The 22,043-nt window shown below is 65.1% G+C and carries 20 protein-coding genes; 8 read left to right on the top strand and 12 right to left on the bottom strand.

Annotation, left to right across the window (positions count from 1 at the left end; genetic code table 11):
- On the top strand, nucleotides 1-755 hold a 755-nt coding region (locus BM066_RS24415), incomplete at its 5' end, for an HWE histidine kinase domain-containing protein (protein WP_304441223.1).
- Nucleotides 756-1,014: 259 nt separating this feature from the next.
- Nucleotides 1,015-1,392, top strand: a complete 378-nt coding sequence (locus BM066_RS24410) for a response regulator (RefSeq protein WP_089930983.1) — start codon at nucleotides 1,015-1,017, stop codon at nucleotides 1,390-1,392.
- 156 nt (nucleotides 1,393-1,548) lie between these two features.
- Here BM066_RS24410 and BM066_RS24405 read toward each other — a convergent pair whose 3' ends face one another.
- The 6 genes from BM066_RS24405 to BM066_RS26180 form a co-directional block, all read right to left on the bottom strand.
- Nucleotides 1,549-2,052: a Csu type fimbrial protein gene (locus tag BM066_RS24405; protein WP_089930981.1), complete on the bottom strand. Its 504-nt coding sequence runs from the start codon at nucleotides 2,050-2,052 to the stop codon at nucleotides 1,549-1,551.
- A complete protein-coding gene (locus BM066_RS24400) occupies nucleotides 2,052-4,382 on the bottom strand; it encodes a fimbria/pilus outer membrane usher protein (protein ID WP_089930979.1) in 2,331 nt (776 codons plus the stop codon). The genes BM066_RS24405 and BM066_RS24400 overlap by 1 nt, the downstream gene beginning before the upstream one ends.
- Entirely contained in the window at nucleotides 4,366-5,082 is a 717-nt protein-coding gene (locus BM066_RS24395; RefSeq protein ID WP_089930977.1) for a fimbrial biogenesis chaperone, read from the bottom strand. Before BM066_RS24395 ends, BM066_RS24400 begins: the two co-directional genes overlap by 17 nt.
- A gap of 27 nt (nucleotides 5,083-5,109) precedes the next feature.
- Complete coding sequence (locus tag BM066_RS24390) at nucleotides 5,110-5,592, bottom strand: Csu type fimbrial protein (RefSeq protein WP_089930974.1); 483 nt, start codon at nucleotides 5,590-5,592, stop codon at nucleotides 5,110-5,112.
- Nucleotides 5,593-5,963: 371 nt separating this feature from the next.
- Nucleotides 5,964-6,170, bottom strand: a complete 207-nt coding sequence (locus tag BM066_RS26185; protein WP_143093801.1) for a hypothetical protein — start codon at nucleotides 6,168-6,170, stop codon at nucleotides 5,964-5,966.
- Between the two features lie 391 nt (nucleotides 6,171-6,561).
- Entirely contained in the window at nucleotides 6,562-7,194 is a 633-nt protein-coding gene (locus tag BM066_RS26180) for a hypothetical protein (RefSeq protein WP_143093800.1), read from the bottom strand.
- A gap of 881 nt (nucleotides 7,195-8,075) precedes the next feature.
- Here BM066_RS26180 and BM066_RS24385 point away from each other — a divergent pair.
- From BM066_RS24385 to BM066_RS24375, 3 genes are all read left to right on the top strand, one after another.
- Nucleotides 8,076-8,969, top strand: coding sequence for an alpha/beta fold hydrolase (locus BM066_RS24385; protein WP_089930973.1), 894 nt, complete (start codon nucleotides 8,076-8,078; stop codon nucleotides 8,967-8,969).
- Nucleotides 8,970-9,581: 612 nt separating this feature from the next.
- The gene (locus tag BM066_RS24380) at nucleotides 9,582-10,673 is read left to right on the top strand and encodes a S41 family peptidase (protein ID WP_089930971.1); all 1,092 of its coding nucleotides are present in this window, start codon (nucleotides 9,582-9,584) and stop codon (nucleotides 10,671-10,673) included.
- A 231-nt stretch (nucleotides 10,674-10,904) separates the two neighbouring features.
- Nucleotides 10,905-12,152, top strand: a complete 1,248-nt coding sequence (locus BM066_RS24375; RefSeq protein ID WP_089930969.1) for a serine hydrolase domain-containing protein — start codon at nucleotides 10,905-10,907, stop codon at nucleotides 12,150-12,152.
- 147 nt (nucleotides 12,153-12,299) lie between these two features.
- Here the strand turns inward: BM066_RS24375 and BM066_RS24370 are convergent, their stop codons facing one another.
- Nucleotides 12,300-12,989 carry a hypothetical protein gene (locus BM066_RS24370; protein WP_089930967.1) on the bottom strand — a complete coding sequence of 230 codons (690 nt, stop codon included), beginning with the start codon at nucleotides 12,987-12,989 and terminating at the stop codon, nucleotides 12,300-12,302.
- Between the two features lie 150 nt (nucleotides 12,990-13,139).
- Between BM066_RS24370 and BM066_RS24365 the strand changes: the two genes are divergently transcribed.
- Complete coding sequence (locus tag BM066_RS24365; RefSeq protein ID WP_089930965.1) at nucleotides 13,140-14,039, top strand: alpha/beta fold hydrolase; 900 nt, start codon at nucleotides 13,140-13,142, stop codon at nucleotides 14,037-14,039.
- Nucleotides 14,040-14,131: 92 nt separating this feature from the next.
- Here the strand turns inward: BM066_RS24365 and BM066_RS24360 are convergent, their stop codons facing one another.
- The 4 genes from BM066_RS24360 to BM066_RS24345 all read right to left on the bottom strand — a co-directional run bounded on the left by BM066_RS24360 (nucleotide 14,132) and on the right by BM066_RS24345 (nucleotide 19,639).
- Complete coding sequence (locus tag BM066_RS24360) at nucleotides 14,132-14,830, bottom strand: SAM-dependent methyltransferase (RefSeq protein WP_089930962.1); 699 nt, start codon at nucleotides 14,828-14,830, stop codon at nucleotides 14,132-14,134.
- A 48-nt stretch (nucleotides 14,831-14,878) separates the two neighbouring features.
- A complete protein-coding gene (locus BM066_RS24355) occupies nucleotides 14,879-15,616 on the bottom strand; it encodes a DUF6683 family protein (RefSeq protein WP_026176395.1) in 738 nt (245 codons plus the stop codon).
- Between the two features lie 306 nt (nucleotides 15,617-15,922).
- Entirely contained in the window at nucleotides 15,923-18,511 is a 2,589-nt protein-coding gene (locus tag BM066_RS24350; RefSeq protein WP_255367714.1) for a glycosyl hydrolase 115 family protein, read from the bottom strand.
- A gap of 357 nt (nucleotides 18,512-18,868) precedes the next feature.
- Nucleotides 18,869-19,639, bottom strand: coding sequence for an AraC family transcriptional regulator (locus BM066_RS24345; RefSeq protein WP_089930960.1), 771 nt, complete (start codon nucleotides 19,637-19,639; stop codon nucleotides 18,869-18,871).
- A 67-nt stretch (nucleotides 19,640-19,706) separates the two neighbouring features.
- On the opposite strand from BM066_RS24345, the gene BM066_RS24340 reads away from it, so the two are divergent.
- Together BM066_RS24340 and BM066_RS24335 are read left to right on the top strand one after the other, a co-directional pair.
- Nucleotides 19,707-21,056, top strand: a complete 1,350-nt coding sequence (locus BM066_RS24340; RefSeq protein WP_177218538.1) for a DUF1552 domain-containing protein — start codon at nucleotides 19,707-19,709, stop codon at nucleotides 21,054-21,056.
- Nucleotides 21,057-21,148: 92 nt separating this feature from the next.
- A complete protein-coding gene (locus BM066_RS24335; protein WP_018061326.1) occupies nucleotides 21,149-21,712 on the top strand; it encodes a dihydrofolate reductase family protein in 564 nt (187 codons plus the stop codon).
- Here BM066_RS24335 and BM066_RS24330 read toward each other — a convergent pair.
- Nucleotides 21,709-22,043 (bottom strand): integrase core domain-containing protein (locus BM066_RS24330; RefSeq protein WP_143093778.1); only part of this gene is annotated, 335 nt, incomplete at its 5' end. The genes BM066_RS24335 and BM066_RS24330 overlap by 4 nt on opposite strands.

Here is a 22,043-nt window from a genome sequence, read left to right as displayed (position 1 = left end):
AGGATCTCGAGGTCGAGTACCGCACGCTCAGATCGGACGGCCAGATCGCCTGGATTCTGGCGCGGGGTCGAGCGGCGTTCGAGGATGGACGCGCCGTGCGGCTGGCCGGCGTCTCCCTCGACATCACCGCCCGCAAGACCGCTGAACAGCGCCAGCAACTGCTTCTCGACGAGGTGGATCACCGGGCGAAGAACACCCTGGCCAGCGTGCAATCCATCGCCTTGCAGACGTTGCGGCACGCCGAGCATCCCGCGGCCTTCAGCGCCACCTTCATCGAGCGCATTCACGCGCTGGGCCGGGCCCACGAGCTGTTGACCGAGGCGTCCTGGCAGGGCGCGGCCCTGGCCGATGTCGTCGACCGCACCCTGAAAGTGTACGCGCCGAACGAGCGGGGCGCGCGGGTCGCGTTGTCGGGCCCGGCGGTCCGATTGGGACCCAACGCCGCCGTCACCCTCAACATGGCGTTTCATGAGCTGGCGACCAACGCGGTCAAGTACGGTGCGCTGTCGACGCCGGACGGTCGCGTTGACGTCGACTGGACGGTCGACGCCGATGCGGGAACGGTTATCATCGACTGGCGGGAGTCCGGGGGACCGGAGGTGGCGATCCCGTCGCGTCGCGGCTTCGGCTCACGTTTGATCGAACAGGCCCTGGCGCGGGAAATGGGAGGCGAGGCCCGACTGAGCTTCCAACCGGAAGGCCTGTGGTGCCGTTTTCGCCTACCGTTTTCGACCAAGTTGCATCTGGTGATCTGAATAGGATGATGGTCACCTTGACGGGAGGGCGGTTGGCGCTCGTCGAGGACGTTCGACCAATGTCCGCATTCCGCGTCAAAGCCAATGTCGGCAACTGGCGCTGCTTTGACATCGCTGACCGGTCACTGCTCGTCGGCGCAGTGGACGCTGCGATGGTCAGGATTGGGGGACGTTCGGTCAATCGTCTCAGACAATGCTCATTTCTTGTGGGAAACATACCAAGAGCCCGGGGTTATGTAGTCCTAAGAGGATTGCAGATATGCGAGCCCATCAAATTCTTTTCGTCGAAGACGATGTGATTGCTAGCCTCGCTTCCTCGGATTTTCTTCGAGATCGCGGCTTCCGGGTCATAGAAGTGGCAAACGCGCCATTGGCGGCCACGATTATCAATCAACGTGGCTATCTTTCGGCCTTGGTGTGCGACATTGATCTGGGCCCAGGCGACGACGGCTTCCAAATCGCCCGCCAAGCGCGCATCGCGCATCCGGAACTTCCCGTGGTCTTCATTTCGGCGATGGCGGCGTCTCGACACATGATCGAAGGCGTGAATGGGTCGGTTTTTATCCAGAAGCCTTATCACCCTCGGCAGGTCCTTGAAGCGCTCCGCGCGCTGTCACCCAGCCGATCGGCCGCCTAGCCGCGAAGGAGGCGCGCGATGCACACCGAAGCCAAAGGCTTGGTCAAAGCGGACGATCGCTGGCGAAATCAGGGACGTGTTCAGAGGAGACGAAGGTCACGCGGCTGCGGGCGTTCCGCGTCGTGATGACGACCAGGCCGCTTTCCACGTCCGAGCTCAGTAGTTCAACACGACCGCGATATGACCGGTGTAATGGCCCACCCTGGCGCCGGACTGCCGCGCCAGGATGCGTGCATAGACGGTGATCGATTCCTTGAAAGGCGCGCCGGCGCTGGCGATCCCGGAGAAGGATCTGACGGCGCCGCCACCGCCGTCTCCCCAAGGGGTCGTTCTCGAAGGATCCAGAAACAGTTGATAGCGCAGGCGGTGAGGCCCATCGGTGAGTTCGCGATCAGAGAGGCCGCCGGAACGGGTTAGGCTGATCGATCCGTGAATGGGCGCGGGCGCCCCGTCGGAACTGGTGCAGGTCACGGTGATCGTCGCGGTGAAGTCGGCCGGCGCAGCCTCGTAGGGAACATATTGACCAAAGACGAGCGGCGTTGCCGACAGGGCGCAGGTTGCACGGCCCTCCGCCCAGGCCGGCGCGGCCGCCAGCGCCGTCGCCAGCCCCAGAGCCGGAACGCAGACCCGTCGAACGCCCTTTGACCGGTGGCGAGGCATCACTGACAAACCAGCGGGCCAATGAGCGGAATATCCCCCTTCACCGGCGCGTAATCGAAGACCAGGCTACAGGTCGTTCCGTCCTGCAGGACCACGTTCACGCGGTTTTTCGGCTTCAGCCCCGTCACATAGGCCTCGCCGTCATAACCCACCGGCTCGGCTTGCGCGCCCTCGACCTTGACGACCGACCCCAGCGGCAGCGGTTGGTCCGTGCGATCATGCAGCGTCAGCAGGGCCGCGGCCACCCTTCGTACGCCGAAATCGACCATCACGCCGGATCGATCGGCAGGACGCACCAGCACGAAGGTTCGTCCGACCTCTATGTCCGCGGGCAGTCTGGTGGCGTCGAGCGAGAGCCGATTGTTTTGGTAGGAGAGCAACGAAGGCACCAGCAGCTTGCCCCGAGCGTCGGTCGTGCCGAAGAGCCGGTTCTCGTACAACACAGGTACGCCCGCGATGTCGCCGGTGCTCACCACGGCGAAGCTGTCGAAAATCCGATCGCTCGCGAAGAGGCCGCCGCCGGCCAGGACGAGCGCGCCGCTGACGCCGGCGCGACCGGCGACCTGTCCTGCGGAATGGTCCACGCCGGCGGATACGCGACCCCAGCGGCTCAGCAACTCGCCCTCCGCCAACAGCTGAGTGTCGGCGCTTCCCGAAGCCCGCAGCCGGTAGCCGTAGTCGCCCGCTCGCACCGCGGGCTTGGCGGCGTTCGCCGACAATGCTGAACGCCCGCCCTCCCGGGAGGCCTCGACCGACGCAGAGCTGGAGGCGCCGAGCGGGAAACTGACGCCCAGGCTCAGGCCGAAGGCCCGCGTGCCGCGAAAATCCTTGAAGCCGGTGGCGTAGAGGGAAGCTCGACCAACATTTACGCTGTAGCTCGCCGTAACGAGCTCGACCCGTTGATCGGCGGCCACGCTTTCGTCGGGCTGCCCCCGGCCAGACTTCGCCGCTCGCGAGGTTCGACGGCTATAGGCCGCGCCGATATTTCCCAAGGCTCCGATCCGATATCCCAGGTTGGCGTCCAGCGTCGACTTCGGCGCCGGAGACCCCTTCTCTGAGGCGATGTCCTGGTAGGAGGTGGTCGAAAACCCGCCGCTGACGCTGAAGCTGGCGCGCCGCGAAACCCGCTGGAAGCTGGACCAGACCATGGCGCCAGGTTTTCCCCCGACACTGCCCGCCATCGCCACATTGACCACGCCGAGCGTTCCGATTAGCGAGGTGACGCCCCCGCCGAGCAGCGCCAGGCCGGCTGTGGCCTCGCCATGGCCTTCCAGCGTCAACCCGTCAGTCAGGCCGTAGCGGGCCGATCCGTTGGCGGCCCATCCTGAATAGCGATCGCCGGCCTGGCCGAAGTTCTGCCGAACGGCGCCGGCTTCGACGGAATAGCTGCTCAGCCCGCGCGCCAGAAGCGCTGTGCTGGCGTAGAAGGGCAGGTTGATGAGGGTTTCTCGGCCGAGGACGTCCACGACCGCGACCGACACCTCGCCCGCGCCCGTGACGACCGGAAGCGTACGCACGGTGAAGGGGCCGGGCTGCACCGACTCGCTAAGCTGGCGAACGCCGTTCACCACCACGCTGACGGTGGAAGGCACCGCGGCGGTCGAGCTGATCTGTGGCAGGAGGTAGGTGATCAGATCTGGGCGCAAGCCGAAGTCGCTGGCCACCTGGACGCCGCCGAGCCGCACGGCCCGAGTCCAGGGCAGAGTTCCCGACACGACGTCGCCGACCCGCCACCGGCGCAGCTTGTCGGATTGGGTGTTGGTGTAGGTGGTCTCAAGGCGAACGAGGCGCTTCTCGCGGGCGCCCGGCGCGAAGTTGACGAAACCCGTGCTCTGCAACAGTCCGTGCGGGCCGAAGCCGCGCCCGTCGAGCAGCGCGCCGCCGGTGACCCGCGCCCGGGCCAACGTGCCGACCACGTCATAGTTGAGGACCGCGCCGTAGTCTGGGCGCGACAGCGGCGCCAGAGCGGCGGACGCTCGGCCGGCAAGCTCGGTGGGCTGCAGCGCGGAATCGCTGGCCACCACCACCAGCGTCTGCCGCGCCTCGTTCACCTGCGCGCGGACGTTGGGCAGTGCGCTGAGCGGGATCGGCTCGCCGCCCGCCGCGACGTCCTGGGGCGCAACGAAGCCGAGCTCGCGCAATTCCGAAGGTTTGGCGTAGAGCACGCCGTCGCGATCGGTGAACTCGCCGACCCGGCCCGTGGCGCGGCCGTTCATCACCACCTCCAGGACCAGGGAGCGCTCGGCTCCCAAGGCCGCGCCAGCGGCCAGCAGGGCGGCGCCCAGGACGACGGCGCCCAGGGCGAGCTTCGGCTCAAGGCGCGAGGGCAAGAGTTTGCTCACTCTTGCCGTTGCGGCTGGTGACGTTGAGGCGCAGCGGGCCCGCCGGCATGCGGTGGCCGTCCACGACCCAATGGCGCTCGGCGCCGGCCAGGATGTAGGGATTCCTGCCGCGCGCCACCGCGGACCGCCGGCTGCCGTCGGCCAGGGTCACCGCGATCGCCTGCACGGCGTCGTAGCCCAGCCCCGCATTGGTCGCCGACAGCACGGTCTCGCCGCCGGGCCCGCGGTCGACCCGCCACTGGAGCCCTTTCGGGGCCGGCGACGCCGCCGCGATGATGACCGGCAGCGACGCGCGCAGCGCGATGACGATCTGCTGACCTTGGCTCGCGGCCGGCACCTCATCGAGCAGCAGCCGATAACTGCGCTCGCCGGCGACCGCCGCCCCACCTCGCGACAACAGCCTCAGCGTCTGAGATCCGCCCACGGGAACCGTGAAGATCGGCGGCGACAGGATGATGTCGCGGGTTGGCGTCAGGACGTCCTCGTCCCCTGCCTGCGCCCAGGCATAGGCGCGGACCTGAACCGCGGCGGGCGCATCGCCGCGGTTCCTGATCTCGATCGTCGTCGCGCTTTGACCAGCGGCGAGGCTGATGACGACCGGCGAGATCTCCAGAACGGCCGCCTGGGCCGTCCCGGAGAGCAGGCAACCCACGGACATCAGCGCCGCCAGAATAGGCTCAGGTCGCATTAAGCGTCTCCTTCGGCGCCGTCAGCCTCAATAGGTGAGGGTGACCTGAACCGTGTCCGTGTAGGGGGTGCCATTGCCGGCGACGAGGGTCTGACCAGTCGTGATCTGCCCGTACACCGTCAGGGTCTGCTCCACTGCCGTTCCGGTGCCGGAAACCAGTCCTGCGCCTGCATCGCCCCAGCGAGTGGTGTGAGTGTTTTCCTTGAAGAGGTCGTAGGCCAGAATATTGGCGCCGCTCACCAGGTTGCGCTGGGCGGCCACGTTATGCAGGCCGTTGCCGAGGCCGACGGTATAGTCGCCGCCGCCGGTGCAGGTCACGTTTACCGTGGCCGTGCCGGGAGTTGCGCCGGTGAGGGCCACTTCGCCGAACGCCAGCGCGGAGGAGTCCATGGTGCAGACGGTCGTCACGCTGGCGCTTGCGCCGATGCTGGATGTCTCCGTTGCCGCCGAGGCGACCTGGGCGACTGCCACGCCAAGAGCGGCGGTGGCAAAAAGAAGAGCGATTTTCATGACTAAGTTTCCTGATCGGAGGCTGTGACAAGTACCGTAAAATACATATGATCATGAGTGAATTTCTATCGAAAATCACCTGACAATCATCACAATGACAATGAGTGGATAATACTATCATAATATCGAGCTGAATATTATCTATGGTACAGCTTGTCTTTGCAATATTTTCGCGATGCGCGACAATTGGCCGCGATTCAAGAATTATGTCAAACATTCGCGCTCAGAACAGACTTATCGATGGATCGCCAAGGGCGCGGAAAGCTATGCTTGAGTGCGGCGCTTGGGCCGAGCGACGTGCGCGCCGGGATTTGATCGGCGAACCAATGGCCGCAGCGGGTGGTTGGCTGACGTTAGGTTAAAGGCGCGGACTATTGGACGACGACCAGCGCCATCCCCGTGAAGCGCAGGATCGCGTGATCGTATTCATCATAAACCTCGATGGCCTCGTACCCGGGCCAGCTTCGGATCTCTCGGTTTACGACATCGGCGAGTTCATCGCCCGGCTCGCTGAGCAATACGCGTAACTGCGGTGTCAGGCTTGAACGCATATGGATATAGCAAAAATACGGGCTCATTATTTCACTCCAAAGCCATGAGGCGGGAGTGACGACTGCGCGCAGCCGGAGCTCTCAGTTGCGGACGCCGCTTGGACATGCCCGCAATGGTAGAATTCTATACCTCTCCTGCGTCGAAGTCGATGTCCTCCCTTTGCGAACCGCCTGAGGCCAGTCGCAGAGCCGCTATTGGCGCGACCCAGAGGAGTTAAGACCAACGTACCGGGCGTTGTTCCAGGGCGCCGAGCAGTCGCTCGCGCGTTCCTCATCGAGGCGGCGCCGCTCGCGCCGCAGGACGCCGCGCGGCCACCGGCGCCGGCGGCTGACTGTCCGGAACCTGGAGCGACCTCAAGTTCCGGTTATGGCGCAATCCAGCCAGCAACCGAGACCTCAAGATTGGCTGGCAGGGCAGTTAACGGAGGCAGGCCGCTTTTGCCGCTGCACCAAAACGCAACCGCTTGAAGGAGTGGTAGTCGGCCGCTGTCCCATTGAACGTGCCTGATCGAACGCTCCAGCTCTGACCGGGCTCGCCCTCGAAGACATAGACGAAACGTGGAGAGGTGGGTTCGCGAACCGTGATCTCGAAAAGCCGGGCTTCGCGTCCATCGGGAAGCCTGAAAGGTCCGATGCTCTTCATCCAGGGGGTGTCCCCCCTCAAGTTGTAGGTCCAGTCCTCCACCGTGAAGTCGGTGGCGCCGCCGCTCACCCATATATCAGCGTTGGTTTCATGCGCCTTCTCTCCAGTCTCGACATCCACCGAGGCGCCGCGTTTGCAAACCCGGATTGGTCCAGTCAAATCCTGCGCGACCGGACGGAGAGGATGCATTTCGATGCGCGGTGACGGTAGGGGAGGAGCTATGGGAAGGTCGCTCCGATCGCGCTGCTGACCGGCCGCGGGATCGACGTCGATCCGAGTTTGACCAGGTTCACTTCCCGTCGCGTAGAGGGACGGCGCGAAAACGGCGGTCGAACCACCGGCAGGCTCGACAGATGCACATGCACTCACCGCTAGCACGGCTATGGAAAGGCAGCGCCAACGGCGCATGTGACGCTCCTCGCCTGCTTGGAAGAAAGAGTCTGAGACCTCGACAGATCGTCGTCAATCACGCGTCGAAATGGTTGAACGTCGCCTTCCTGGAGGCGCACCGACGTCGGCTTTTGGCGCACCCTCGCCCCAATTCCGGACGCGCCGATGGACCGGGTAGGGTGGGTTGCGGACCTTAGCCCGCGATCAGATAGATCTCCGCGCCTATTGGAACATCTGATTTCGTCAGTCCCCGAAGAAGGCAAACGTATCGGCGCTCATTTGGCGGTGGCGTCAGGAACATGTGTTCCAGCCCCAACTCCGCTCTCAACCATTTTCCATTGGGCAATTTGAGCCTCACTGGGAACTGACGCGGACCGCTGTACTCGGCCTCCAAGAGGCCAGGCACAACCACCAAGCCACGCCCTGTTATGTCGAAGGTGTCTGTGACGGTCAGAAACGGCGTTTCCATCCTTCAACCGTAGGCAATCTCCGCCAGAGTCCGCAACGGGTCGGGTGTCTCCGCTGGCTTCTTGCCCAGGTTCAGACATTGGGAGAATGTCCGGGTAGCGGACGCTCCGAAGTTCGGCACGGGGTCCCGAGCTTCACCTACGGGGGAGCTTAGTCCTGTTACCCACATTTCCAATGTCCGACTGGGGTGGAAACAGGCCTTCGCGATCGCCTGCTAAGGGGACAGGTACGGACGATCGCGAACTTGCCGGGCGACACGCCTCGCGCCCAAACCCAGCACACTTCAGTCGTCCCGGAAGGCGCATGGCGAGCACGCCTGGCGCTCAAATGTTGTCCATTTTTACCCGGGCAATATTGACGGCACCTTTTATCCGGGTAAATACCCTCCGGACTATCGCTCGCAGTTTGCGGGAGTTCAGGAGAAGCCGGCGATGAATCGCGTGGAAACCAATGGCGTCGAGTTGGCTTGCGAGGCGTTCGGGGCGCCCTCCGATCAGGCGATCCTGCTGGTCGCCGGAGTGGGTACGCAAATGATCCGATGGACCGTTCCCTTCTGCCTCGCACTGGTGGCGCGCGGCTATCATGTGATCCGTTTCGACAATCGCGACGCCGGCTTCTCGACGCACATCACTCACCGCGCTGCGCCGGATTTCGGCGAGCTGGCGGCCGCGCTCATGGCCGGACGAGCGCCGGACGTCCCGTATTCGCTTCACGACATGGCGGCGGATACCGTCGGGCTGCTTGATGCATTTTCCATCGACCGGGCCCATGTCGTCGGGCGATCCATGGGCGGCATGATTGCGCAGGTCATGGCGTGCGAGCATCCCGAACGTGTCGCGTCCCTGACCTCGATCATGTCGAGCACCGGCAATCCATCGCTTCCACCGCCTATGCCCGACGCCATGGCGATGATGACCAGCCCCGCTCCGGACCCCGCCGCTGACGAAGCCGGATACCTGGCCCATAGCCTCGCCTTCGCGCGTCGCATCGCCGGCAGCCGCTACCCGTTCGACGAGGCCGCAACGCGTGATCTCATTATCGAGGAGGCTCGCCGAGCCCACGATCGCAATGGCTTCGGCCGCCAGATCGCGGCGATCGCCGTGGGCGGTGATCGCCGGAGCCGGCTCGCGACCGTGAGCGCACCCACGCTGGTTGTTCACGGGAGCGATGATCCGCTCTTTCTTCCGGCCTGTGGCGAGGATACGGCCGCTTCGATCCCGGGGGCGGAGTTCATGCTCGTGGAGGGCATGGGCCATGATCTTCCGCCCCAATTGTATGGCGTGGCGGTTGAGGCGATCGACCGAACGGCGAGACGCCGCCCGTAGACTTGCGAGTTAGCTGCGCCGCCTGCGCCGCCGCATAGGGGGGCGCTCTATTAGCGAGGTCGCGCCGAAGGCCGTCGAGTGATGTGATGGCCGCCAACGTCCGCTCAGGGTCGATCATTGCCGATTGGGCGCCGGGCTGAAGGTCGTCTTTCCGGACCGACGCCAGAGTCCGGTAGTGGCGCTCCTCCGCCCTGGCGACACCGCTGCGCCGATGGCAACACGGCGGCCCGTCCAAGTCCAAGATCCAATGCCCCCCGCCGATCCCGCCGCAGCCGAGTTACTTAGCTTTGCCCTACTCGCAGCACTGCCACGAAGGCGCCGCCTGGCTCATTAACGAACCCTAATTATCGCTGGGAAGCCGCTTGCGCTAATACCGATACCATGGTTACGCGGCGCGATTTTTCTCTTCTGCTATCCGGCGGCTTGGCCGCGCCAGCGACAGTGGCTGCGGCCTCCGTCTCGACGCCTCGCCGCACGGAGGCCGCCCGATTACGCGAGTACGCCGAGACGACCCACCCGCGAGGTTGGCAAGCCGCTGCGGATCCGACGTGGCGGTCTGGTTGGGAGCGTCTCGAGGCCCAAGCCGATCACCTGACGACGGAGGCCTGGGTCATGGGGGTGATGGCTCGATTGGCTTGGTTCCGTGACGGGCACACGACTATCTACACGTATATGGTCAAGCTCCCAGGCTTCGACCTCAACCTGCCGATCACAGCCAGCCCCTTCTTCGACGGCCTCTACGTCACCGCCGTCAAGGCGGAGGGAGCGCCGTTGCTGGGCGGCCGGATCGTGCGGGTCGACGGTGTCCCTATCGAGCAGGTTCTGCGCGCTTTTGCGGCCGTATGGCCTGCCAACAACGCAGCCGGGTCCTATCACCACGCGGGTCTGGCCCTGAAGCCTGCGGTCCTGCGCGGGGCGCGACTGGCTGGGCCGGCAGCCTTGTCAGCGCCGGTCACCGTCGAAGCGGAAGTCGACGCGTCAGTCGTCAAGGTCGCGCTGACACCACGTCCGGATGGCGGCGACGCGCTGACCGCTCTGTCACGCAAGCCTTGGCCGGTCGAGACCTGGCGGCCGGGCGCCCAGCCTAACTTCGTCCATGCGGACAGCAAGGTGCTGGTCATCGCCTTCGACCGCCTGAGCGACAAGCGCGACTCTATCCTGACGTTTGTGCGCGACGCCTTTGCGGCGATGGAAACCCCTGAGATCGAACGTGTCGTGCTGGACCTGCGCCGCAACGACGGCGGCAACAACCTCATGGGCGAGGGCCTGAGGAGGTACCTCGAGCGGTCCCGGTTCAACCGGCCCGGCGGCCTTTACGTGCTCACCAGCGGGAAGACCTTTTCCGCAGCCCAGAACCTGACTTCGCGGATTGAGCGGGAGACCTGGGCGCTATTCGTGGGCGAACCCAGCGGCGGGGCGCCTAACCACTACGGCGATGCCACGCCGTTCCAGGCCGACGGGTTCCCGGCCTATGTCTCGACCCTCCCCTGGTTCGACTCCGACCCCTTGGACAAGCGCATCTGGACCATGCCCGACGTTCTGGTCCCGCTACGTTTCGCCGACTGGGCGGCTGGCCGGGATGCGGCGATGGAGGCCGCCTTCGCCCATATCGACAACCGGACTCTTGATGAGCTGAGCGAAGCGCGCACCCTATATTCCGACCGCCCCAGCCAGAAGACTGAGTGGAAGCCGTTCTGGATATGAACTTCAGGCTAGACCGACGACAAATAGTCCGCGGTAGAGGTCGATCCGAGCGGCGACCACCCAAACGTCTCGTGGTCTAACTTGGCCCGAGCGGCCATTCTCTGAATGTCTAGTTTCTGGAGTTGTGCCAACGTCAGCAAATGGCGCAGCTTTGCCTATGAGGTGCCGGCGGGAGTGGAAAGTCTTCTATCGATGCCTTAGCGCTAGCCACGGCTGAACGGGAGAATAGCGATGGCCCTTTCTTGGACGTCAACTCGCCGGATTGTCTTGGGCGGTGCGATGGGGGCGGCAGGATTTCTGCAGGCCGGCGCCGCAAGCGCCCGACCGCCCGTGCGCAATTGGTCCGTCCCAGCGGGATTTGACGCTGATCTGAAAACATTGATGGCCGCTGCTTGCGTTCCGGGCCTGTGCGCAATCCTGGTCCGCAATGGCAAGACCATCTGGGTTCGCGCTCTAGGCGTCACCAAGGTCGGGGGCGGTCAGCCTTTAAACCAGGACACCATGTTCGAGGCGGCCTCGATCAGTAAAGCGGTGTTCGCTTACATCGCCCTGCAACTTGCCGATCGCGGCACGCTCGACCTCGACAAGCCGCTCGTCGACTATCTGCGTCCGAACTACCTGCCGGATAACGCCGCGCTCGCGACGATCACGGCGCGTCATGTCCTGACCCATACCTCAGGCCTCCCCAACTGGGGTGAAGACAAAAACCCCGCTTCCCTAACGCCGCAGTTCACGCCGGGCACGCACTTCAGCTACTCCGGCGAAGGGCTCTTCTGGCTGCAACTGGTGGCCGAACACCTCACGGGCCTGGGGCTCGATGCGATGGCGCGCAAGATGTTGTTCGTACCGGCAGGCATGACGCGCTCGACCTTCGCGGCCTACACCGAGGACACCAACGTTTCATGGGGACACGTTGGCGGGCGGGTGGCGAAAAGGCAGGGCTGGCGCGATTGGTCCGCGTTCATCGGAGGATTGGCTCGGGATTGGGGCAAACCCGTTCAGGATTGGACACAGGCGGATTGGATTCGGGCAGGCGCCGCCTATGATCCCAAGTCGCCGCCTCCCAAACGGGTGTTGTTCGCCAACGCCTCAGCGAGCCTGGTTCTAAGCGCGCCCGACCTTGCCCGGTTCATGACTCTTCTCTCTCCTCGGCGTGATCGCGCGCCCTGGGAACTGAAGGAGACCACCCGAGCGGAGATGACGACGCCGGCGGTCGCGGTGCGTGAAGGTGTTCCTCACTGGTGGGGCTTGGGCGTCGAGATCGAGGAAGGGACGAACGGGCGTCGCGTAGGTCACGAAGGCAACAATGACGGGCGCTGCGCCACCTACTGCGGCGCTGAACTGGACACAGGCGATGCGCTGGTGATCATGACCAACGATGGCGCTGGTTTTGGCGTCTACCAGCGCATGGTGCGCGCGATTACCGGGCGCGACCAGTTTTCGTTTTTCGCAAACGAGAATCCTCCGATTCTCACCTAGGGGTGCTGGCTTCACTGCTACCATGATGGGATGGACGCCTGGGACTATTGCCGCCGCCTTGGGCGGTGTCGGTCATCGCGGCGGGCACTGAACGTCGCGTTCCCGGAGGCGCGCCAAGTTCCGTTCATGGCGCCCGTTTGCAACTCGTCATCGTGCCGCAGATCGTAGCTCCGCGACGAAGGGCTGGGCGCCCTCCGTGTCGACGATCTTCCAAGCGCGGACATAGTCTGGGCCGATCGGGAGGTCGGCGGCTCGCGCCGCATCCACCATCTCCGGTTGGCCGATGCGTCGATAGACTTCGCTTTGCAGCGCGATGAGGTGCAGATGATTTCGCGTCACGAGCGTTTCTTCTGCGTATTTACGAAGCAAAGCCGACCGTGAAGCGGCCTTGTCGCCGGCGCCCAGAATGCCTCGGATGTAGGTGTGCAGGGTTTCGTGGAACAGCGTGTCCACGAACATCTCGGGTCGGTCGACAAAGCGCCCGTTCGTGGCGCGCAGGAACAATCGCACATTGATGAGCAAGGGCAGGCTCATGCTGGCGAAGCCCGGGCACACGTGCACGGCCGCGACGGTCTCCCGGAAACCATAGGGCTGATCGGTGATCGCCTGGGCGGTCTCCAGTAAGCGCGGTCCGCTGTGCGCCCACAGCCGCCGGAATTCCTCTAGCCTGGTGACGATCTCTTCGGATGCGCCTGGCGGTGTCGGCGTGCCCACGGCCCGGCTGCAGAGGCGATCAAAGACGGGTGTGTAGTCAATCAGGACTCTGGGTGCGGGACGCGAGGCGGCCACGCCCGGCAGCAAGAAAAGTCCGATCAAAAGGGCCCCAAGACCGCGCATCGACGATGACTCCCGCGCTCGGCAGGGCGCCAAGTTACATCAGGCGCGCCCGCGCGTGTAGCACCGCCGAACGGCAGTAGGTCCGCGAGGGATCTTGGTCACGACCAGAGCCCTCGTGCGTTCAGCGCTTAGTTGCATCCGCGAGGCCTGATGATGTCCCAGCCGGTGAAGTTCGTCGATACGGAGTTTCTGCGCGTCGCCTACCTTGAGAACGGCCCCGCGGAGGGTTGGCCGGTCATTCTGGTGCACGGCTTTCCCTACGACGTACACGCCTTCGAGGCTGACGCGCGCCTGCTTGCGGCGGAAGGGGCGAGGGTTGTCCGGCCCTACGTCCGTGGCTACGGCCCGACGCGCTTTCTATCGAGCGAGACGATGCGCAACGGTCAGCAGGCGGCCCGCGGTCTCGACCTGATCCAACTTGCCCAGGCCCTTCAACTGACCGGGCCGATCCTTGGCGGGTTTGATTGGGGCGGGAACGCCGCTTGCGTCGCCGCCGCGCTGTGGCCCGACCAGATCGGCGGACTGGTCTCCTACGCGGGATACGACATCATCGATGTCGAGGCGCAGCGATTGCCCGCCGCGCCTTCGCTCGAACGCGTTTGCTGGTATCAGCATCTCTTCCAGTCGGAGCGCGGTCGAGCCGCCCTGAGGACGAACCGTTCCGAGATTGGCCGCATGCTGTGGCGCGAATGGTCACCCAGCTGGGCTTTTGACGCGGCGGCCTACGAGCGGACCGCACAGGCCTTCGACAACCCCGACTTCGTCGATGTCGTGATCCATGCCTACCGCGTGATGCATGGTCACGAGCAAGGCGATCCGGCGTTGCAGCCGCTCGAAGACAAGCTCGCGAGCTGTCCGCCGATCACAGTTCCCACGGTGACCATCGACGGCTCGGAGGACCCGCTCAAGCCGGGCGGGACCGCCGACCATGCGCGCTATTTCACCGGCCCGCACGAACACCGGACGCTCAGCGCCGGCCACAACGTGCCGCATGAGGCGCCCGGCGCTTTCGCCGAGGCGGTGCTGCAAGTCCGGCGCTGGCGAACCTAGCGCTTACCCGGTCCTAGGCTCGCCCCCGCGGGCGGAGAGCGAGGCGCTCCGAGGGGGCGCGCAGAGTGTTGGTGGATTCGTGCCAAACTGCATCACTTCGCCGCGTGCCAGCCCCGGATCATGAATGCCTGGAAGAACGCGATCGGGTTTATGAAGCCGGCGGCGCGCCACAAGGCCTCCGTTTCTTCGGGCGGCAGGACGCCCAGCGCTTCGCGCATCATGCCGGCGAGGTTCGCCAGCGACTGCGGAGTCGCTCCCATTAGCGCCTGAACCTTTTTCCAATCCTCCAGCATCGCCGGGAACTCCGGTGCGTCCAAGTCGCAGCTGATCTCGGCGCTCGCGAAGCGACCGCCCGCTTTCAGGCGATCATAGATGGCGGTGTAGAACGCCGGGCGGCGCTCACTTTTGATGAAGTGCGCGACGAGCAGGCTGACAACGGCGTCGAACGCTTGGCGGGGAGCGTCTTCGACATAGCCGTGAACGAGTTCACAGCGGTGCATGACGCCGGCCTCCTCAAGGCGCCGCCGTCCCACGGAGAGCATTTCTGCAGACGGGTCAACGCCGATGAAGAACCAGCCGGGATAGGCGGTGGCCAGGGAGAGGATTTCCGCTCCGGTTCCCACGCCCACGCAGAGCACCCTCGCGTCGACGGGCAGCTCTGCCAGGACCAGCCGGAGCAGGAAGTGGAGATTGTCCGAGATCGGCGTGAGCGCGTTGTTTCGACGGTCGTAGGCGTCAGCGACGTCCCGGTCGAAGAAGCTGGCGGTGGCGGGCGTGACCGGGGCTTTCATTGTTATATTGTAACGCCGCGCGAGCGGTCGCGCCAGCCGCCCAGTCCCTTACCGTCCGGCATCGGCGAGCGAATAGACGCCCGAGGCGCCGATGCCGACCCGGTCGGGAGGCACCTGCAGCATTCGGGTCAGGGTTTCGCCGCCTTGGGCGCGCATGCGAGCCCGCAGGTCGTCTGCGCCCGCGGCCCGAGGGTTGCGCTGCCAGGTGATCTGGCTGCTGGCCAGCATCATGCCCAGGACGGCCAGGCTTTCGTAGCTGGCCGTGCGCTCCGCCGCCGACAGCGACTGCAGGCCCGCGCCGTTGCTGCGGATGCGCTGGCGCATCTGGTTCACCAGCGGCACGTAGTACTCGTCCGGGAAGGGCTTGTTGTTGTAGGCCATCCAGGCGCCGGCGATCGCGCTGGCCAGCCCGACGCCCAGGTCGCCCGACGGCAGGCCGAACTTGCGAATGACCTGCTCGTGATAGCCGAAGGCCTGCCTGTAGGCCGCCCGGCCGGCGTCGGCCTGGTTCTTGGGCAGCTGTCCGACCAATTGGGCGATGCCCAGGCCGGTGGTTTGGGCCAGCGGCGGCGCGGCGGCGGTCGCCTTCTTGCGCTTCTGTTCTGCTTCGTACGCATCCCAGTGGTGCAGCGTCTCGTTCAGCTTCTCGTGCGTCAGCTGATTGGCGATGACATTCAGCGAGACGCCGTAGGGAACCTCGTATGCGTTGACGAAATCCTGCGCCCATGAGGGCGCGCCGCAAAGGGAAATGGCGACCCCCAGGATCGCAAACTGGATGCGCGCCAAGTTCTCCTCCAAGCTCGAAAAGGGATGGTCGATGCCCCGGCCGCCTAGGCATTAACGTCGCACCGGCGCTGGCTGCAAGCGCCACCATTCCGGCCGTACCCCTGGACATAATCGCCGGAGCCTTCAGGCGAGAGTGGCGGGTTCGATCATGGCTGCCCCTTAAAGGGTCCGCTCACGGTCGATAATCGCCTTGGAGAGCAGCGATGAACGTCGTGTTTCTGGAAGGGTTCGGGAGTCCGTTCTTGGCGCAGCTAGGCCATCTACACCGCCGTCATGCTCAGTAAGACAGAATGTGAGCGGAAGTGTTCAGCGCACGTCAACGATCAATTTCTCAAGCACGACGTTGTCGTCCAGGCGCCAGACCTTGACCATGTGAGAGCCCGCGGCGACCGCCGGGAAAAGGGCCTCGACCGTTTGGGCGTGGTCCTTGACCGCAGCGACCCAGGCGATCTGTTCGGGGGTCGAGGCCGAGCCGGCGGTCGGAACCAGGCTGGACGTCAGGACTTGAACGGGGCCGTCGTCAAGGGAGACGCCGATCCGCAGTCCCTTGCCGCCGCTGGTGTCCAGGGTCGGGGACAGGCGCAGGCGGATCCGGGCCGGTCCTGAGCGCGGAACCGACACAGCATAGTCAAGCCTAACTCCGTCGCTGACCTCAGTAGCGGGCCGCCCCTGCGGCAGGGCCACCACGGCGTCGCCTTGGCCCAGATCCGACAGCACCGTCCAGGCCAGCCCCTTCCCGCCCACCATGCGGTCGAACTTGGCGGCGTCGAGAGTGATCAGTCGAGGATCGGCGGGGGGCGAATGCGCGAACTGGACCTTCGCCGACAGCTTGTCGGGCGGGGTGTCGGCCGCCACTCGGGTGATGCTGGGCATCGACTGCTGGGTGGGGTCGTTCCAGATCACATAGCTCATGTGGACCTGGTTCATCATGCCGTCCCACTTGCCGCCGTTCAGGCCGTGGTATCGCGCGGTCAACTCGCCGTCGCGCTTGAAGGCCGTCTCCACCTGATCGGCGAAGGCGTTGGCGCGGGCGTCGTTGCGCGAGGCCAGTCGGCGGTTCCAGGCCGTGGCGTAGTACATCTCGTAGAGGTTGGAGAGCGCCAGGACGGGATATTCGACCAACTGGAAATAGGCGTCGCGCTGGTCTGGGCGTAGGCGGGTTTTGATCGCCTCGACCTTGCCGACCAGGCGGCGCCAGTCCTCGACGATCTCGCCAAACTGACCGCCGTCCAGAACCGGGCCCGTATCCACGCCAATGGGGAAGCTGTCCTGGTCGATCAACTCGGGCTTTCGTCGCGAGGCTTGGGTTCCGTAGGCGGCCATCACCGCGCCGATCTCCGGACCCAGCTCAGCCCCAAAGGTCTCGCTAGCCCATTGCCGGGGGAAGGCCTCAAGCGCCTTGGGCGTCATCGCCTCGGGGTTCCAGGCCATGCGCATGAAGAAGTCGAGCGGATATTCCAGCGGCTTGATGTCGCCGACGTTCACGATCCACAGGCTGCGCGCGCCGCGCTCGTAGGCCAGGTTCATCTGCTGCCAGGTCTTGGCCACTTGGTTGGTGTTGATCCACTTGTAGTTCCGCGGCGCCCCGACATAGTCGAAGTGATAGTAGACGCCGTAGCCGCCGGCCCGGTCCAGCGGGTCCTTGCCCGCCACCGGCAGGCGGCGGATCTGGCCCCAATTGTCGTCGGCGAACAACAGGGTCACGTCGTCGGGCACGCGCATGCCGTGGTCGTAATAGGCGAGCACCTCCTTGTAGAGAGCCCAGACCTGCGGGGTCTTCTCGGGCGGCTTGCCGGTGACCTCGGCGATGATCCGGCGCTGGTCGGCGACCACCTTTTCCAGCAGCTGGGTCGCCGCGCCCTCGGCCATCGGCTCGTCGCCGTCGCCGCGCATGCCCACCGTCACCAGGCTTTCGTAGGGCCTCCCGTCGCCCTTGGACATCATCCGCTCGATGCCGCCGCGCCAGAAGGCGCGCAGGTTGTCACCGTTGGTCGCGTAGTCCCAGCGGCCGCCAGTCACACCCTTGTCGGTGTTGCGATGCCACTCGCTCTGGGCCCGGGTCATCGGCTCGTGGTGCGAGCTGCCCATGACCACGCCCATCTCGTCGGCCAGGACCTTGTTGCGCGGATCGTCGTCGTTGAAGGCCTTGGGCGCCCACATGGCCGGCCACAGGTAGTTGCCCTTCAGGCGCAGGGTCAGCTCGAAGACGTGGGCGTAGAGATCAGCGTTGATGCCGCCGAACGTCTTCTTGGCCCAGCCGCTGAAGGCGGGGTCCTCGTCGTTGATGAAGAAGCCGCGATACTTCACGCGTGGATGGTCGGCCCGCGCGCCGGCGGTCAGGAACAGGTCGGCCTTGCGCGCCACCGGCACGTCGGCCCACCAGGCCCAGGGCGACACCCCGATACGCTCGGAAAGGTCGTAGGCTCCGTAGACCGCCCCGCGCCGATCCGCCCCGACGATCACCAGAGCGCGGGGCACATTGGCGAGCGGCCGCTCGACCACGACCTGTCGGAAGCCTTCCCACTGGCCCGCCAGGTCCCCGACCTTCAGCTTGCCGGTGCGGACAAGGCCGTCGATGACCGGGCTGGCGCCCAGCACGCCGACGATCACGGTTGGGCCGTCGGCCTTTGCGAGATCCGAAAGCTTGGCCGCCTTACCGCCGCTGACCCGTCCCAGATCGCCGCGTAGGCCCTCGGCGGCATGGCGCACCGCCGGATCGGCCGTCGCGTCGACATAGACCGAGGCAGACGTCCCCTTGCGGATCAGCGCCAGGCTTGTCGCCTTGCCCGTCGCGCAGACGCTGACCGGCGTGTCGCAGGCAAACGCGGCCGGCGCGACCAAGAGCGCCAGGGCCAGGCCGCAGGCCATGCGCGACAGAAACTCGTGGGCGCTCACGTTTCCTCCAGGACGGCGCTTAGATCGGCCGAAAATCATCTGACCAATAAGATCTAAAGGTCAGACCATAGAGAGGTGGCCCGTGCGCGCAATAGTTAGGTCGGAGCAAGACAATGCTTGCATCCAATTCCTCTCAGGGGCTGGTTGAACGTCCAGTTGCTGGAGGCCGACCAAGGTCCGGTCATGGCGCTTGGCCGACGGCCCTGATCTTCAAATCGGCAGGGCAGGGGTGAAGACAAGCGGTGGTGCATTCGCTCACCAAACATTGTTGAAGACGGCGTTTCCGATCTCGATCCGGCGCGCGAAGACCTGCTCCGTCACCACGAACGCGGCAGATGGGGAGGAGAACCAAGGATGCTATCTATCGTCTGGCGCAGCGAAATACGCCGTCGGAGTAGCGCCGAACGCCTTGTGAAAGGCGACGGTGAACGCGCCTGGTGTGGCGTAGCCACTCTCAAACGCGACCTCCGTAACGCTCGCTCCGCCGCCAAGCCGTTGAACCGCATGCATCAGGCGGGCTTGCTGACGCCAGCGGCCGAGCGAGAGGCCCGTTTCGGCAAGAAAAGACCGCTCAATTGTCCGACGGCTCGCGCCCGCATCGCGGCATAGCGACGCCAGTCCGGTTCGGGCGCCCGGATCACCTGCGAGCCGTTCGGCGACGCGGCGCGCTCGGGCGTCGGAGGGCGTCGGCAGTTCCAGGGCAAGCGCGGGCAGGGCGCGCAATTGACGCGTGAGCAGCGCGCTGACGTGGTGGTCGGCCCCATGGGCGCAGGCGTGAAGGATGAGTTCCTTGACGAGATTGGACACGGCGACGACGCAGCATTTGCGTGGCAATCCGCGAACAAGGGCGGGTCGAAAATAGAGTGTCCGCATGGCGACATGCCCCGACATGGCGATTGCATGCGGAACGCCGGCCGGAATCCAGACCGCTCGGTGCGGCGGCGTAACCCATGTCCCTTCCCCGGTGCGAACGGTCATTACGCCCGCTGAGGCATAGACCAGTTGGTCGCGATCGTGCGCGTGCGTCGCGACCATTTCGCCCGGCGCGTAATCATGCGCGAAGCTCGTCACCCCCGGGACCTGCGCGGCCATGTGTTCGCGGTGCGCGGATTGGCGAAAATTCGACATTACTTGTCAATCTATCGAGAGATTGCCGCATCGAGAAGCGTAGCATCGACCTCGCGAGGAGATAATGATGGCGATCTTTCGAGGTGCATTGCCGCGCCGGACGATGTTGCGTGGGGCGACCGCGGCGGTGGCGCTGCCGTTCCTGCAGGCCATGGCGCCGCTCAGCGCGTCGGCCGCGGCGCGCGGCCGGCCCAGAAAGCCAAGATTGCTTGCGATCGAGATGGTCCACGGCGCGGGCGGCAGCACGGCATATGGCCGCTCCCGCAATCTCTGGTCGCCTGAAAACGAGGGGCGCGGCTTTGCGTTCACGCCGAGCCTTGCGGCCCTCGCCCCCTTTCGCCAGCAGGTGACGATCGTCAGCAATACGGAACTCCGGCCCGCCGGGTCCCTGTCGCCGGACGAGGACGGCGACGGTGTGGATCATGCGCGTTCGTCCGCCGCTTTCCTGACCGGTGCGCACCCGGTGCGGAACGTCGAGGGAAAGGTCCATGCGGGCCCCTCGATCGATCAGATCTTCGCGCGTTCGTTGCGGGGGAAGACGCGCATCGGCTCGCTCGAATTGACCGTCGAGGATCTTGGCGAGCCGCCCGACCCGATATGGCCGCAGGGCTATAGCCCTTCCTATCGGCATGCGATCAGCTGGATCGACGCTCGTACCCCGGCGATGCCCGAAGTCTCGCCGGGAAAGGTCTTCGCGAGCCTGTTTGGCGCGGTCCCCGGGAGCGCGGCGCAAGGCGCCAGCGTCCTCGACGCGGTGATCGATCCCGTTCGGAAACTTCATGGCGACCTGGCCGGCGAGGATCGCCATCGGCTGGCCGCGCATCTCCAGGACATTCGCGATCTTGAGCGGAGCATCCGCGATTTCGAGAGCGTGAAGCAGGGCGCCGCAAGCGGAGAGACCGGAGATCCGCCCTCATTTCCGGATCATGTGCGGATACTCGGCGATTTGATCCGCTTGGCGTTCGCCGGCGACCTCACCCGCGTCGCCACCCTCAAGCTCGGCCTGGATCGCAGTCAGCGCATCTATCCCGAAAGCGGCGTGATGACCCCCTTCCACACGGCCTCACACCATCGCCAAGAGCCCGAACGGATCGAGGCCTTTACACGGCTCAACGCCTTTCATGTCGCGCAAATCGCCGACCTGATTGGTCGGTTCGACAGGACCGGCGATGGCGAGGCGAGCCTGCTCCAACGGTCGCTGGTGCTATACGGCAGCCCGATGGGCGATTCTCATATCCATGCCCATAGCCACTTGCCCGTTTTCCTGGCCGGCCGCGCCGATGGTGCGATGGAGGGAGGGCGGCATGTGGTCTGCGCGCCCGGCACGCCCTTTTCCAACCTGCTGCGCACGATCATTGCGCTCCTCGACGTGCCGGTAAAGCAGATCGGCGACAGTGATGGCTTCGCGCCGGTCTAACGCGGAGGAGTCGGTCTGAGCGTACAGCCGACGCGGAGCGGTTCAGTTGGTGGGGACTTTGATCTGGCGTCGTCGATCAATGGTGAGGGTACATGCGAAGCGTCGTTCTGATCATGACTGCGTCCATCGACGGCTATGTCGTCGCGCCGAGCGGGATGGCGACAGGCGCCCAACCCGAACCTCCCGAGCTGAAAGCTTGGAAGCTCAACCGCATTCGACAGGCCGGAACGCACATTATGGGGCGCGTGAGCTACGAGGAGATGGGGCCGTACTGGCAGGCGTCGGACGACGCCTACGCCGCGCCGATGAACGATATCCCAAAGGTCGTCTTCTCGAAGACGCTGCGCACCGCAACATGGCCGAAATCGACGATCGCGAGCGGTGATCTTGCGGAGGAGATAGACAAGCTGCGCCGGCGGCCCGGCGGCGAGATCATCGCCTGGGGCGGCGCACGCTTCGCGCAAGCGCTAACGGCCGCCGACCTGGTGGATGAATATGTCCTTATCACCCGGCCCGTGGTCTATGGCGCGGGCAGGCAGATTTTCGAAGGCCGATCGACGGCGCTCGGCCTCGATGTGCTGGCCGCGAGCTGCTATCACGGCGGCTTGACTTTGCACCAGTACCGTCCGCGACAGACGAGCCGGTCGCTCGCCTAGGTGTCGTTTCCAAGAAGGTTGTTCACACGCTGCCAGGGTGTGAGGCCTTTGATGCCGGAGTGCGGTCGGGCGAGGTTGTAGCTGTCGGTCCAGGGCTTGATGGCCTTGGCGCGATCATCCGAGCAGGCGTAGGGGCGGCCATAGGCCCATTCGCGCAAGCTGGTCTGGATGAAGCGCTCGGCCTTGCCGTTGGTCCTGGGCGTGTAGGGGCGGGTTCGCACATGCCGGGCCCCGGCGGCCTGCAGGGCCCTGGCGAACAGCTTGGAGCGATAGGCCGAGCCGTTGTCGGTCATCACCCGCTGGACAGTGACGCCGTGGCGGGCGAGCCAGG

Origin of the sequence: Caulobacter sp. UNC279MFTsu5.1 (assembly GCF_900114015.1) — a bacterium.
GTDB lineage: Bacteria > Pseudomonadota > Alphaproteobacteria > Caulobacterales > Caulobacteraceae > Caulobacter.
The sequence above is the reverse complement of the archived record's forward strand: the minus strand, read 5'-3'. Positions and strand labels throughout refer to the sequence as shown.

Coding starts and splice junctions, on each gene's coding strand:
- BM066_RS24410 (WP_089930983.1), top strand. CDS start 1,015: ATGCGAGCCCATCAAATTCTTTTCGTCGAAGACGATGTGATTGCTAGC.
- BM066_RS24405 (WP_089930981.1), bottom strand. CDS start 2,052: ATGCCTCGCCACCGGTCAAAGGGCGTTCGACGGGTCTGCGTTCCGGCT.
- BM066_RS24395 (WP_089930977.1), bottom strand. CDS start 5,082: ATGCGACCTGAGCCTATTCTGGCGGCGCTGATGTCCGTGGGTTGCCTG.
- BM066_RS24390 (WP_089930974.1), bottom strand. CDS start 5,592: ATGAAAATCGCTCTTCTTTTTGCCACCGCCGCTCTTGGCGTGGCAGTC.
- BM066_RS26185 (WP_143093801.1), bottom strand. CDS start 6,170: ATGAGCCCGTATTTTTGCTATATCCATATGCGTTCAAGCCTGACACCG.
- BM066_RS26180 (WP_143093800.1), bottom strand. CDS start 7,194: ATGCGCCGTTGGCGCTGCCTTTCCATAGCCGTGCTAGCGGTGAGTGCA.
- BM066_RS24385 (WP_089930973.1), top strand. CDS start 8,076: ATGAATCGCGTGGAAACCAATGGCGTCGAGTTGGCTTGCGAGGCGTTC.
- BM066_RS24380 (WP_089930971.1), top strand. CDS start 9,582: ATGGGGGTGATGGCTCGATTGGCTTGGTTCCGTGACGGGCACACGACT.
- BM066_RS24375 (WP_089930969.1), top strand. CDS start 10,905: ATGGCCCTTTCTTGGACGTCAACTCGCCGGATTGTCTTGGGCGGTGCG.
- BM066_RS24370 (WP_089930967.1), bottom strand. CDS start 12,989: ATGCGCGGTCTTGGGGCCCTTTTGATCGGACTTTTCTTGCTGCCGGGC.
- BM066_RS24365 (WP_089930965.1), top strand. CDS start 13,140: ATGATGTCCCAGCCGGTGAAGTTCGTCGATACGGAGTTTCTGCGCGTC.
- BM066_RS24360 (WP_089930962.1), bottom strand. CDS start 14,830: ATGAAAGCCCCGGTCACGCCCGCCACCGCCAGCTTCTTCGACCGGGAC.
- BM066_RS24345 (WP_089930960.1), bottom strand. CDS start 19,639: ATGTCGAATTTTCGCCAATCCGCGCACCGCGAACACATGGCCGCGCAG.
- BM066_RS24340 (WP_177218538.1), top strand. CDS start 19,707: ATGGCGATCTTTCGAGGTGCATTGCCGCGCCGGACGATGTTGCGTGGG.
- BM066_RS24335 (WP_018061326.1), top strand. CDS start 21,149: ATGCGAAGCGTCGTTCTGATCATGACTGCGTCCATCGACGGCTATGTC.